The organism is Stenotrophomonas sp. 107298_Sma, assembly GCF_056480345.1.
In genome coordinates this window covers 3,040,994-3,054,742 of record NZ_CM151094.1, presented here as the reverse complement: position 1 = coordinate 3,054,742, position 13,749 = coordinate 3,040,994, and the positions used below count along the sequence as shown (strand labels likewise).

At 65.6% G+C, this 13,749-nt stretch carries 8 protein-coding genes; 4 read left to right on the top strand and 4 right to left on the bottom strand.

What is annotated here, in order from left to right:
• The first annotated feature begins 135 nt into the window (after nt 1-135).
• On the top strand, nt 136-423 hold the full coding sequence (locus tag ACZK2G_RS14385) for a hypothetical protein (protein WP_223495653.1): 288 nt from the start codon (nt 136-138) through the stop codon (nt 421-423).
• 153 nt (nt 424-576) lie between these two features.
• On the opposite strand, the gene ACZK2G_RS14380 is transcribed toward ACZK2G_RS14385, so the two are convergent.
• From ACZK2G_RS14380 to ACZK2G_RS14370, 3 genes are read right to left on the bottom strand one after another with little or no spacing between them, the layout of a single operon-like run.
• Complete coding sequence (locus ACZK2G_RS14380) at nt 577-3,750, bottom strand: multidrug efflux RND transporter permease subunit (protein ID WP_046982642.1); 3,174 nt, start codon at nt 3,748-3,750, stop codon at nt 577-579.
• A gap of 15 nt (nt 3,751-3,765) precedes the next feature.
• Complete coding sequence (locus ACZK2G_RS14375) at nt 3,766-5,034, bottom strand: efflux RND transporter periplasmic adaptor subunit (RefSeq protein ID WP_046982641.1); 1,269 nt, start codon at nt 5,032-5,034, stop codon at nt 3,766-3,768.
• The gene (locus ACZK2G_RS14370; RefSeq protein ID WP_046982640.1) at nt 5,034-5,690 is read right to left on the bottom strand and encodes a TetR/AcrR family transcriptional regulator; all 657 of its coding nucleotides are present in this window, start codon (nt 5,688-5,690) and stop codon (nt 5,034-5,036) included. The genes ACZK2G_RS14375 and ACZK2G_RS14370 overlap by 1 nt, the downstream gene beginning before the upstream one ends.
• 250 nt (nt 5,691-5,940) lie before the next feature.
• Here ACZK2G_RS14370 and ACZK2G_RS14365 point away from each other — a divergent pair, with 250 nt between their 5' ends.
• From ACZK2G_RS14365 to ACZK2G_RS14355, 3 genes are all read left to right on the top strand, one after another.
• The gene (locus ACZK2G_RS14365) at nt 5,941-10,917 is read left to right on the top strand and encodes an NAD-glutamate dehydrogenase (RefSeq protein ID WP_046982639.1); all 4,977 of its coding nucleotides are present in this window, start codon (nt 5,941-5,943) and stop codon (nt 10,915-10,917) included.
• Between the two features lie 294 nt (nt 10,918-11,211).
• On the top strand, nt 11,212-11,985 hold the full coding sequence (locus ACZK2G_RS14360; protein ID WP_046982638.1) for an NAD kinase: 774 nt from the start codon (nt 11,212-11,214) through the stop codon (nt 11,983-11,985).
• 48 nt (nt 11,986-12,033) lie between these two features.
• A complete protein-coding gene (locus ACZK2G_RS14355) occupies nt 12,034-12,978 on the top strand; it encodes a 5'-nucleotidase (protein ID WP_478473673.1) in 945 nt (314 codons plus the stop codon).
• A gap of 182 nt (nt 12,979-13,160) precedes the next feature.
• Here the strand turns inward: ACZK2G_RS14355 and ACZK2G_RS14350 are convergent, their stop codons facing one another.
• Complete coding sequence (locus ACZK2G_RS14350) at nt 13,161-13,712, bottom strand: DUF2939 domain-containing protein (protein ID WP_478473671.1); 552 nt, start codon at nt 13,710-13,712, stop codon at nt 13,161-13,163.
• Between the last annotated feature and the right edge of the window lie 37 nt (nt 13,713-13,749).

Here is a 13,749-nt window from a genome sequence, read left to right as displayed (position 1 = left end):
CCGCGCCGCTGCAATGGCGGCGCGGCAGTAGATCCACGCCATGCGTGGATGGCGTTGTGTCCAGATGGCGTGCCCGCCTCTTGCCTGCCAGGATTCATGCTGCTCCAATGCGGATCGTTTTTCTGGAGATACCGCATGATCTACCGCGGCTGGGGCTTCATGACGCTGGTGACGCCGATCGCAGGCATCCTGTTGCTGGCGTACTTCTTCCCGCACGACGGCCCCAAGGGCAACATCCCGCTGCAGCAGGTGCTGCTGGGTGGTGGCATCGGTGCGGCAGTGAACGTGCTGCTGGGCCTGTGGCTCAACCGTGCGCCACGGCATAAGGGTGAGGCCGCACCCCATCATTTCTTCTTCGTGCCCATGCAATGGGCCGCGCTGGTTCTCGTGGCGGTGTGCGCCGTGATCGCGCTGCTGCGCTGACACGTCGCCTTGGAGAGCGCCAACCAAGGTTGGCGGCTACCGGGCATGCCGCTGCTTTGGTAGATGCCAACCTTGGTTGGCATGGATTCAAAAGCAGCAAAGAAAAAGGCCCCGGATCGCTCCGGGGCCTTTTCATTTCACCTCACCGTCGGATCAACGATCCGGGCGGTGTGCGGTTTCCGCGTCGCGCTGGCGCTCCATGAACTCCTTGGAGGGTTCATCCAGCTTGTCGCCCAGCATGCGGCGCACGACCACGAAGAACACCGGGATCATCAGCAGGCCGAGCAGGGTGGCGAACAGCATGCCGCCGATCACGCCGGTGCCGATGGCGTGGCGGGAGTTGGCGCCGGCACCGCTGGAGATCGCCATCGGGATCACGCCCATGATGAACGCGAACGAGGTCATCAGGATCGGGCGGAAGCGCAGGCGGGCGGCCTCGATGGTGGCATCGCGCAGGTTCTTGCCTGCGGCACGTTGCTCCACCGCGAACTCGACGATCAGGATCGCATTCTTCGCGGCCAGGCCGATCACGGTGATCAGGCCAATCTTGAAGAACAGGTCGTTGGGCAGGCCACGCAGCATCGACAGGCCCAATGCACCCAGCACGCCAAGCGGAACCACCAGCAGCACCGCTACCGGAATCGACCAGCTTTCATACAGCGCGGCCAGGCACAGGAACACCACCACGATGGACAGCACCAGCAGCAGGGTTGCGGCATTGCCGGCCAGGATTTCCTGGTAGGACATGCCCGACCAGTCATAGCCGAAGCCGGCCGGCAGGTCGTCGGCGACGATCGCCTCCATGGTCTGCATTGCCTCACCCGAGCTGGTACCCGGGGCCTGCGAGCCGACGATGTTGATCGCCGAGTAGCCGTTGTAGCGGCTCAGCGACGGCGGTGCCGAGACCCACTCGGACTTGACCACCGTGTTGAGCGGGATCATCGAGTTGGTGCCATCGGCGTTCTTGACCAGGCTGGACGGGCTGTAGAAGCTCTTCAGCGACTCCTGGCCGGTGCGGTACGGGCCATCGGCCTGCATGGTCACGCGCTTGATGCGGCCTTCGTAGAAGAAGTCGTTGACGTACACCGGGGCCAGCATCAGCTGGATGGTGCTGTACACGTCCGACACCGACATGCCCATCGACTGCGCCTGCACGCGGTCGACATGCAGCTGCAGCTGCGGGGCGTTTTCCAGGCCGTTCGGGCGCACGCCGACCAGATGGTCCGGCTTCTGCGCAGCCTGGCCGAGCAGGATGTTGCGCGCCTGGGTCAGCTGCTCGTAGCCGGCACCGCTGCGGTCCTGGAGCCACATGTCGAAGCCGCCGAACTGGCCCAGACCCTGCACGGTGGGCAGGTTGACCACGAAGATCTGCGCTTCCTTGATGCCGTAGAACGCGCCGTTCATGTTCTGGATGAACTCCGGCGCGGTGAACTTGCGTTCCTCCCACGGCTTCAGGCGGATGAAGCCCATGCCCACGTTCTCGCCGGAACCGACGAAGCTGAAGCCGGCCACCTGCAGCATGCCTTCATAGCCATCCTGCTTTTCCAGCACGCCACGCATCTGCGCGAACACTTCGTTGGTCTGGCCCTTGGTCGAACCCGGCGGCAGCTGCACGATCGCCAGCGCATAGCCCTGGTCTTCTTCGGGCAGGAAGCTGCCCGGCATGCGGGTGAACAGGAAGCCGCACAGTGCGGTCAGCACCACGAAAAGGATCATCCAGCGCGGCGCGTGACGCACCGCCGAGGTGATGTGGCCCACATAGGTGTGGCTGATCTTGTCGTAGTACTTGTTGAAGGTGCGGTAGATGATGTTCGGATTGTCGTTGTGCGTCGGCTTGAGGAACGTCGCGCACAACGCCGGGGTGAAGCCCAGCGCGAGGAACGCCGAGAACGCCATCGAGATGGCGATGGTCAGCGCGAACTGCTTGTAGATCTCGCCGGCGGCACCGCCCTGAAGGGCAGACGGGATGAACACCGCGGCCAGCACGACGGTGATCGCCACCACCGCGCCGGTGATCTGGGTCATCGCCTTCTGCGTGGCCGGCTTCGGCGCCAGGCCTTCCTCGGTCATGATGCGCTCGACGTTCTCGATCACCACGATCGCGTCATCGACCACGATGCCGATCGCCAGCACCATCGCGAACAGGGTCAACTGATTGATCGTGAAACCGATCATCCACATGCCCAGGAAGGTACCGAGCAGGGCCACCGGGATGACCAGGGTCGGGATCAGCGTGGCGCGGAAGTTCTGCAGGAAGATCAGCATCACCAGGAACACCAGCAACACCGCTTCGAACAGGGTCTTGACCACTTCCTGGATCGAGATCTTGACGAAGGTGGTGCTGTCGTACGGCGAGAACCAGGTCACGCCGGATGGGAAGCTGGGCTGCAGCTCGTCCATCTTGGCGCGCACCGCATCGGCCACGTTCAGGGCGTTGGCGCCCGGCAGCAGCTGGATCGCGAAGGCACCGGTCGGCTTGCCGTTGTACTGGGTATCGAAGCCGTAGTTGTTGGCGCCGAAGGCAACGCGGGCGATGTCCTTCAGCAGGACGCGCGAGCCGTCAGGATTGGCCCGCAGGATGATGTCCTCGAACTCCTGCGGCGAGCTGAAGCGGCCCTCGGCCGAGACGGTCGCGGTGAAGTGCTGGCCTTCCGGCGACGGGTCCGAACCCAGCGCACCGGCAGCGAACTGCACGTTCTGCGCGCGCACCGCAGCCAGCACCTGGCTGGCCGACAGGCCGTAGCCCTGCATCTTTTCCGGGTTGAGCCAGATGTTCATGGCGTACTCGGAACCGAACTGCTGGGTGCTGCCGACGCCCGGAATACGCGAGACCTGGTCGAGCACGCGCGAACCGACGATGTCGTTCAGCGCATCACGGTTGATGGTCGGCGTATCGGACTGCAGTGCGATGACCATCAGGAAGCCGGCGTTGGCCTTGGCCACCACCACGCCCTGCTGGGTCACTTCCGAAGGCAGGCGTGGCGTGGCCAGCGACACCTTGTTCTGCACCTGCACCTGGGCGATGTCCGGATCGGTACCGGTCTCGAAGGTGAGGGTGATCGAGGCACGGCCGTTCGATGCGGACGAGGAGCTGAAGTACAGCAGGTGATCGATACCGGTCAGCTGCTGCTCGATCACCTGGGTGACCGATTTTTCGGTGGTATCCGCGCTGGCGCCCGGGTAAGTGGCCGAGACGGTCACCTGCGGCGGGGCGATGTTGGGATAGGACTCGACGCCGAGGTTGAGGATCGCGATCACGCCGCTGAGCGAGATCAGGATCGCAACCACCCAGGCGAAGACTGGATGTTCGATGAAAAATTTAGGCATGACGGAAGGTTCCCGTTACTGCTTGTTCGAATCGGTGGCGGCCGGCTTGGCCGCATCGGCCTGCTCGGGCTTGGCCGCATCGGCCGGTGCCTTGGCTGCGGCCGGCGCCGCGCCCGCCGGAGCGGCGCCGCCTGCGGCAGGCTTGCCGTTGGCGTCCTGCCCCGGGGTCCACGGCTTGGCCACCGCCGGTGCACCTTCCTTGACCTTCTGCACGCCGGCCACGATCACCTTGTCACCGGCAGCCAGGCCGTCGCTGACCAGCCAGTTGCCGTTCTGCGCGCCATCGGTCTTCACGTTCTTGCGCACGACCTTGCCGTCGGCACCGACCACCATCACGTAGCCGCCGGTGGTGTCACGCAGCAGGGCCTGCTGCGGCACCAGGTAGGCGTTGTTGCGCTCGCCCAGGTTGGCCTGGAAGCTGACGAAGGCACCCGGCAGCAGGATCTGCTGCGGGTTCGGCAGCAGCGCACGCAGCGACACCGCGCCGGTGGCCGGGTCGACCGTGGTCGAAGAGAAGTCCAGCGTGCCCGGTTCGCTGTAGGTGCTGCCGTCGGCCAGCTTGACGTTGACCGTGGCCTTGCCGTCGCCGGACAGCGCCAGCGCACCCTTGGCCTGCTGCGCACGCAGCTGGGTCAGCTCATCCACGCTCAGCGAGAAGTTCACATACAGCGGGTCGAGCTGGTCGACGGTGGTCAGCAGGGTCACATCGCCCTGGCCGACCAGCGCACCTTCGGTCACCTGCTGCTTGTTGGCCACGCCACTGATCGGCGCGGTCACTTCGGTGTAGCCCAGGCTGATGCGCGAAGAGGTCACCGCGGCTTCGGCCTGCTTGACCGCGGCCAGCGCGGTGCGTTCGGCCGATTCGGCGTTGTCCAGGTCGGACTTGGACACGAACTGCTGCGGCGCCAGCGAGCGAGCGCGGTCGGCGGCGACCTTGGCGTTCGCGTAGGTCGCGCGGGCCGAGGCCAGCTGCGCCTCGGAGGCATTGAGCGAGGCGCGCAACGGGGCGGGGTCGATCAGGAACAGGGTCTGGCCCTGCTTGACCTGGGAGCCTTCCTGGTAGACGCGCTTGAGCAGCACGCCCGGCACGCGCGCGCGCACGTCGGCGCTGCGGAACGGCGACAGGCGGCCGACCAGCTCACGTTGCAGCGGCAAGGTCTGCGGCTTGGCGTCGATCACGCCCACCTCCGGCGGCGGGGGCGTCTGCTGTTCCGGCTTCTTGCAGGCAGCCAGCGCGACAGCAACGGCGCACGTCAAGGCAAGGGTGCGGAGTGGGGCGGTCATCAGGAGGAACTCCGGGGTTGGTTTGTAGACGGGGCCGGCGACGGCTGTGGCGCAAAGGCGCGCAGGAAGCTGTCGACGGAGAACTCTGCCCAGCGCCGACGCAGTTGCGCGTCATCACGATGGGGGGTATGGAAGCGCTGTTTGTCGAAATCCTGACCGGCGATCATGCTCAGCAGCAGTTCGGCCATGAAGTGCGGGTCGTCATGCCGGAGCTGACCACTTCTGCAAACGGTTTCAATCCATTCAGCAAGATGAAGCGTCAGCGCGCCGGCACCATGCCGGTACAGCGTACGCGCCTCTTCGGGAAACTGGGATGCGTCGGCGGCGATCAGCCGACAGGCCTGTCCTACGTGCGGCTGGTTGAAATGCTCCAGGAAGTCGATGGCGAACTGGAGCAGGCTGGCACGCAGGTCGTCACTGCGGAGTGCACGAACCATGGCGCCGGTGGCGTGGCCGACATGACGCTGCATCACCCGGCGCAGCAGTTCCTGCTTGCTGCCGTAGCGCGAATACAGGGTCTGCTTGGAGCAGCCGGCGTGCTGGGCCACCGCGTCCATGCTCATCTGCATGCCCTGTTGGGCCAGCAGTTCGCGCACGGCGTCGAACACGCGCTCATCGCGCGCGTCGAGGGCAACGGGGAGGTAGGCCGGATTCACGCGGTGGACTATACCGTCCAGTTCAGGATTGTGGAATCGCGGAGTCGTCGCTGCGTGTGCCTTCCCGTAACACGCTTTGCCGATCCTGTCGGTAGTGCTGCATGCCTTGATCACTCCATACCGGAGCGAACTGAATAGGCGTCTAAACCGCAGCAAACCCGAATCTACTTATTCCGTCCTGCAGCAAGGCCTTTTCGTGCGGTAGGGCTACAATTTCATTTTCCCAACTGAGCAAGCGCCCCGCTCTGCCATGAAACCGCAAAAGACCGCAGCCAAGACCGTGAAAAACAAGACCAAACCAGCAGAGTCGGAGGTCGCAGTGACCGCTGGTTTCTCCCTGGAGCCGGTGTACACGGCTTTGCGCAAGCGCTACCCGGCGGCCGCACAGGCCGAAGCAGTGGCCTTCGCCACTGATTTCTACAAGCGCATGGAGGCGGACGAGTTCCCGCACCACAGCGCCGAAGAGTGGGCCGCGCTCGCGGCTGAAACGCTGGAGTTCGCCCGTGCCCGCAAGACCGGCAAGGCCAACGTCCGCGTGTTCAATCCGACTGCCAAGGTCAACGGTTGGGAATCGCCGCACACCGTGCTGCAGATCGTCAACGACGACATGCCGTTCCTGGTCGACACCGTCACCATGTCGCTGGCAGAACAGGGCGTCGGCGTCCACGTGCTGGGCCACCCGGTGCTGCGCTTCACCCGCGACAAGGCCGGCAAGCTGGTCAAGGTCGGCGAGGGCCAGCTGGAATCGGTGATGCTGCTGGAGATCGACCGCCAGCCGGCCGAAGCCATGGCCGCCATCGAGCAGGCGATCAACAAGGCGCTGGATGAGGTGCGTGCGATCGTACGCGACTGGCAGCCGATGCAGGACAAGGCGCTGGCGCTGGCCGACGACCTCGGCAGCCGCCAGCTGCCGGTCGACGATGCCTCGCGCAAGGAAGCGCAGGAATTCCTGCGCTGGGCCGCCGATAACCACTTCACCTTCTTCGGCTACCGCGAGTACCGCGTCGAGAAGCAGGGCAAGGAAGAAGTACTGGCACCGCTGAACGACACCGGCCTGGGCCTGATGCGCGGCAAGGACAAGTCCGCTGCACGTCCGGTCAAGACCCTGGCCGCGCAGGGCCTGAACACCACGTCCGGGCTGAAGGACGCGCTGATCCTGACCAAGACCAATGCCCGTTCGCGCGTCCACCGCGCCGGTTACATGGACTACATCGGCGTGCTGGAATTCGACGCCAAGGGCAAGATCATCGGCGAGCAGCGCTTCCTCGGCCTGTTCACCTCCAGCGCCTACAACCGTCGCCCGTGGGAAATTCCGCTGGTGCGCCAGCGCTACGAACACGTGATGAAGCAGTCCGGCCTGGCCGGCTCGAGCCACAGCGGCAAGGCGCTGCGCCATATCCTGGAAACCCTGCCGCGCGAAGAACTGTTCCAGTCCAGCGAGGACGAACTGTTCCGCACCGCAATGGGCGTGCTGGGCCTGCAGGAGCGCGTGCGCAGCCGCCTGTTCCTGCGCCGTGACAAGTACAGCCGTTTCATCTCCGCGCTGGTCTACCTGCCGCGCGAGCGTTTCAACACCGACGTGCGCCTGCGCATCGAAGCGATGCTCAAGGAAGCGCTGCACGGTGAGTACGTGGACAGCTCGGTGGTGCTGGGCGAATCGCCGCTGGCCCAGGTGCACCTGATCGTGCGCCCGAAGCCGGGCGAAATGCTCGACGTCGATACCGCCGAACTGGAGCAGAAGCTGGCCCAGGTGCTGCGCAACTGGCAGGACGATCTGCGCGAAGCGCTGGTTACCCGCCATGGTGAAGCCGAAGGCCTGCGCATCGCTGCGCGTATCGGCAAGGCGCTGCCGGCCGGTTACATCGAAGACAACAGCACCGCTGTTGCCGCCAATGATGTCAGCCAGCTCGATGCCCTGACCGGCCCGGACGACCTGCGCCTGAGCCTGCAGGCGGTGCCGCGTGAATCCGGTGATGGCCTGCGCCTGAAGCTGTATCGCCAGCTGGATGACATCCCGCTGTCGGACGCGCTGCCGATGATGGAAAACATGGGCCTGCGCGTGATCGCCGAGCGTCCGTACCGTCTGTCGGTGGACAACGCGCCGGTGTACGTGCAGGACTTCGAGGTCGAATCGACCGCCGGTGCGATCGATGCCGCCAGCGTCGATGAAGCCTTCGGCGAGACCTTTGCCCGCGTCTGGCACGGCGATGCCGAGAACGATGCGTTCAACCGCCTGGTGCTGGCTGCCGGCCTGCACTGGCGCCAGGTCGCCATGCTGCGTGGCTACTGCAAGTACCTGCTGCAGACCGGCGTGCCGTTCTCGCAGGCCTACGTGGAAGGCACCTTCACCCGTTACCCGCTGCTGGCACGCCTGCTGGTGGAGCTGTTCGAAGCCCGCTTCGATCCAGCCACCGGCCACGAAAGCAAGGACGACATCGCCGCCGGTCAGGCCCAGCTGAAGGCACACCTGGATGTGCTGGCAGCCGGCGACGAGGCCACGCTGAAGGTGCTCAAGACCGTGGTCGATGCCCGCAAGGGTGACCGTGATGCGCAGATGCAGGCCGCGCGCGATGCGCTGCTGAAGCTGATGGACCGCGTGTCCAGCCTGGACGAGGACCGCATCCTGCGCTCGTTCATGGGCGTGATCGACGCGACCCTGCGTACCAGCTACTACCAGACCGATGCCAACGGCCAGCACGGCCATGTCATCAGCTTCAAGTTCGATTCGGCGCTGGTGCCGGACCTGCCCAAGCCGCGTCCGTACCGCGAAATCTTCGTGTACGGCCCGCGCGTGGAAGGTACCCACCTGCGCTTTGGTGCGGTGGCTCGTGGTGGCCTGCGCTGGTCGGATCGCCGCGAAGACTTCCGTACCGAAGTGCTGGGCCTGGTCAAGGCGCAGATGGTCAAGAACACCGTCATCGTGCCGGTCGGCGCGAAGGGCGGCTTCTTCGCAAAGATGCCGCCGGTGAACGGCGACCGCGATGCGATCTTCGCCAACGGTGTGGCCTGCTACAAGCTGTTCATCCAGGGCCTGCTGGACATCACCGACAACATCGTCAACAACAAGATCGTGCCGCCGGTGGATGTGGTCCGTCATGACATGGACGATCCGTACCTGGTGGTGGCCGCCGACAAGGGCACCGCGACCTTCTCCGACATCGCCAACGGCCTGGCCATCGCGCACGGCTTCTGGATGGGCGATGCCTTCGCCTCCGGTGGTTCGGTCGGTTACGACCACAAGGGCATGGGCATCACCGCACGCGGTGCGTGGGAGTCGGTCAAGCGCCACTTCCGTGCGCTGGGCCGTGACAGCCAGAGCCAGGACTTCACTGCGGTCGGCGTCGGCGACATGTCCGGCGACGTGTTCGGCAACGGCATGCTGCTGTCGCGCCACATCCGCCTGCTGGCCGCGTTCGACCATCGCCACATCTTCCTGGACCCGAACCCGGATGCGGCCACCACGTTCGTCGAGCGTGAGCGCCTGTTCACCGTGCCGCGTTCGAGTTGGGCGGACTACGATGCCAAGCTGATCAGCAAGGGCGGCGGCGTGTACCCGCGCAGCCTGAAGTCGATCGAGATCACCCCGCAGGTGCGTGAAGTGCTGGGCCTGGACGAGAGCGTCAAGGCGCTGTCGCCGAACGATCTGATGAGCGCGATCCTGAAGGCGCCGGTCGACCTGCTGTGGAACGGCGGCATCGGCACCTACGTCAAGGCTGCCAGCGAGCAGCACAGTGACGTGGGCGACCGCGCCAACAACGCCCTGCGCGTGAACGGTGGCGAGCTGCGCTGCAAGGTGGTGGGCGAGGGCGGCAACCTGGGCATGACCCAGCTCGGCCGCATCGAAGCTGCCCAGGCCGGCGTGCTGCTCAACACCGACTTCATCGACAACTCGGCCGGTGTGGATACCTCCGACCATGAAGTCAACATCAAGATCCTGCTCAACGATGTGGTGCGGGCCAAGAAGCTGACCGTTGAACAGCGCAACAAGCTGCTGGCGTCGATGACCGACGAAGTGGCCGCGCTGGTGCTCAACGACAACTACCGCCAGAACCAGGCCCTGAGCCTGATGGAGCGGATGGCGGTCAAGCGCCTGGGTTCCAAGCAGCACTTCATCCGCACCCTGGAACAGCAGGGCCTGCTCGATCGCCAGATCGAATTCCTGCCGTCCGATGCCGAGCTGTCCCAGCGCAAGGCACGCGGCCAGGGCCTGACCCGTCCGGAACTGTCGGTGCTGCTGTCCTATTCCAAGCTGGTGGCGTTCGCCCAGCTGCTGGATTCGGACATCCCGGAAGATCCGTACCTGTCCAAGGAACTGCAGCGCTACTTCCCGACCCCGCTGCAGAAGAAGTACGCCGACGCGATGGAGCGTCACCGCCTGAAGCGCGAAATCATCGCCACGGCCGTGACCAACCAGACCATCAACCGCATGGGCGCCACCTTCCTGATGCGCATGCAGGAAGACACCGGCCGTTCCATTGCCGAGGTCGCCAAGGCCTACACCATCAGCCGCGAAACGCTGGACGCCCGCGCGCTGTGGGCGCAGATCGACGCCCTCGACGGCACCCTGCCGGAGTCGGTGCAGATCGATGCGCTGGAAGTGATCTGGAAGCTGCAGCGTTCGTTCGTGCGTTGGCTGCTGTCGCGCCCGGGCCCGATGCCGGGCATCACCGAGGCGGTCAACCGCTACCAGGGTCCGTTCAACGACATCCGTGTTGCTTCGGGTGTGCTGCCGGATTCGCAGCGTCCGACCTACGAAGCCCTGGTGGCCGAGTGGAAGGAAAAGGGCCTGCCGTCGGCGCTGGCGCAGCAGCTGGCCGAACTGCACTTCCTGGAACCGGCGTTCGACATCATCGAACTGGCCCGCACCCGCAAGCTGAAGCCGGTGGATGTGTCCAAGATCCACTTCCGTCTGGGTGACGCACTGCAGCTGCCGTGGCTGTTCGAGCAGATTGACGCGCTGGAGGTCAATGGCCGTTGGCACGCGGTGGCACGTGGCGTGCTGCGCGACGAACTGGCTGCGCACCACCGCAGCCTGGCCGGCCAGGCACTGGGTACCAAGGGCAGCACCGCTGAAGCCAAGGTGGCCGCGTGGATCGGTCGTGACGACAGCAGCCTGCGCTTTACCCTGGCGATGCTGGCCGAACTGGCCGAGCAGAAGACCCTGGACTACCCGACCGTCTCGGTCGCGGTGCAGCGTCTTGGCCAGCTGGCCGCGCACGGCGCGTAACTGAGGTAACGCCGGGTTCTGCCCGGCGGGCGTGAAAAGGAACGGCCCCGCGAAAGCGGGGCCGTTCTGTTTCTGCCTTTGGCCTTTTGCGACCACCTGACCCGACGCCGGCTGTGAACCTGCAAGGTGGATGACCGGCATATCCGCCGGGACCGTGAGCGCCATGGATGGCGCGATCGAGCCCCCAGGGACGGGTTTACGGCGTGTCCCGGCGGATATGCCGGTCATCCGCCCCGCGCGGTCCAACCCCCGGCGCTCGGTTATGCTCTTCACCAGTTCCCCCCGGATCCACCGATGAGCGACACCCCCCGCATCGCTTTCCTGGCCAGTACCACCGAACCTGCACAGATGGCACGCGCAGCGATGGTCTCGCGCTATGGCGACCACGCCCCGGACCAGGCCGACGTGCTGTGCCCGCTGGGCGGCGATGGCTTCATGCTGCAGACCCTGCATCGGCATGGTCACCTGGGTAAGCCGGTGTTCGGCATGAAACTGGGTACCGTGGGCTTCCTGATGAACCAGTACCGTGGCGACGATGACGTGCAGGCGCGCATCGCCCGTGCCGAACCGGCCAACCTGCGGCCGCTGGAGATGGTGGCGTTGACCGAATCGGGCACCAGCACCGGTTCGCTGGCCTACAACGACGTGTCATTGCTGCGCCAGACCCGGCAGGCCGCGCATATCGGCATCGACCTCAACGGCCAGGAGCGCGTGGCTGAGCTGATCGGTGACGGTGTACTGGTAGCCACCCCGGCTGGCAGCACCGCCTACAACTATTCCGCGCATGGTCCGGTGCTGCCGCTGGGCTCGCATACCATCGCCCTGACGCCCTTGGCACCGTACCGGCCGCGGCGCTGGCGCGGGGCGATCCTCAAGGCCGACACCGAGGTGCGCTTCCGCGTGCTTGATCCGTACAAGCGCCCGGTCAGCGTCACTGCCGACTCGCACGAGACCCGCGACGTGGTCGAAGTCACCATCCGCGAGTCCAAGGACCGCCGGGTGACCCTGCTGTTCGACCCGGAGCACAACCTGGAAGACCGGATCCTGAGCGAACAGTTCGTTTTTTGAGGACAATAGGCCGCCGGCCCCGCCGATCGCTTTGAAGGACCCCCACCGATGGGCGACAACTCCCCCCGTTTGCTGACCGTCGCGGTGACCTCGCGCGCCTTGTTCGACCTCGAGGAAAGCCACGCGCTGTTCGAGAGCGATGGCGTGGCGGCCTATGCAGAATTCCAGCGCCAGCATGAGGACGACATCCTCGGCCCCGGCGTGGCGTTCCCGGTGGTGCGCAAGCTGCTGGCGCTGAACCAGGGGGCCAGCCCGGAGAACCCGCGGGTCGAGGTGATCCTGCTGTCGCGCAACTCGGCCGATACCGGCCTGCGCATCTTCAATTCGATCCAGCACTACGGCCTGAGCATCATCCGTGCGACGTTCACCGCCGGCGAGCCGACCTGGCCGTATGTGAAACCGTTCGGTACTGACCTGTTCCTGTCGGCCAACCCGGAATCGGTGCGCAGCGCGCTGCGCCATGGCATCGCGGCGGCCACCATCCTGCCCAAGCCGCCGGGCGAGACCGCCGCTGCGGCTGCCGACCAGATCGATATCACGCGCCCGGCCGGGCAGCTGCGCATCGCCTTCGATGGCGATGCGGTGATCTTCGGTGACGAGAGTGAGCGCATTTCGCGCGAGCAGGGCGTGGAGGCATTCGGCCGGCACGAGCGCGAACGTGCGCGCGAACCGCTCAGCGGGGGGCCGTTCCGTGGTTTCCTGTCGGCCCTGCATACGCTGCAGGAAGTGTTCCCGGCGGGGGATAGTGCGCCGATCCGCACCGCGCTGGTGACCGCGCGTTCGGCGCCTGCGCACGAACGGGTGATCCGCACCCTGCGCGAGTGGGGCGTGCGCCTGGACGAGGCCCTGTTCCTCGGTGGCCGCCACAAGGGCCCGTTCCTGCAGGCGTTCGGCGCCGACATCTTCTTCGATGATTCGCAGCACAACATCGACAGTGCCCGCGAGCATGTGGCCGCTGGCCATGTGCCGCATGGCGTTGCCAACGAGGGGTGAAACCATCCCGGGTGGGTGCCAACCGTTGGTTGGCACTGCCATGCATCGGCGCCCACCAAGGTGGGCATCTACCAGAGCGCTGTACCCCCCGTAGTTGCCAACCTTGGTTGGCGCCGTCCTGGATCCATGCCCACCAAGGTGGGCATCTACCGAAAGCAGGGCCATCGAAGGGGCATGGCCCGTCAAGGGCTGCCCGACATCCCCAGCTGCAGGTCAACCACCTTCCAGCGCAGGCCCTGCGGTTCCAGCACCACCTTCAACGGTGGCTGGCCCGGGCCACGATCGACGTCGATGACGAAGCGGTCCAATGCTTCGAAATGGTGCTCGGCATGCTTCAACGGCCGCGCCGGTTCGGTCGGGCCGAATGCATCGCCCCCCTGCAGTTCATTGCGGCCACGCTTCCACAGCACATGGCCCTGCAGCATCGCGCCGATGCCAGTCGGAGTTACCAGGGTCTCCACCGCTGCACCGCCCAGCTGGTCACCCAGCCCGTAGAGCAGCGCACCGAACGGGCTGGCTGCTACATCCGGGCCTGCCTGGCGCACCAGGTAGTCGTTGAGCTGGGCGCGCACGCTGCTGCGCACCCGCGGGAAGTCGACGTAGCGCTCCAATCGGGCGGTGTCGCGCTGCTCGATGGCCTTGGAGAGGCCATGCACGGTCATGTACGGGCCGCCAAACCACCAGGCGGCCAGCGCCAGGACCAGCAGGACCACGAGTGCACTGAGCTTCTTCATATCGGCCAGACTGCCGCAACTCCGGCAGCAACGGGTG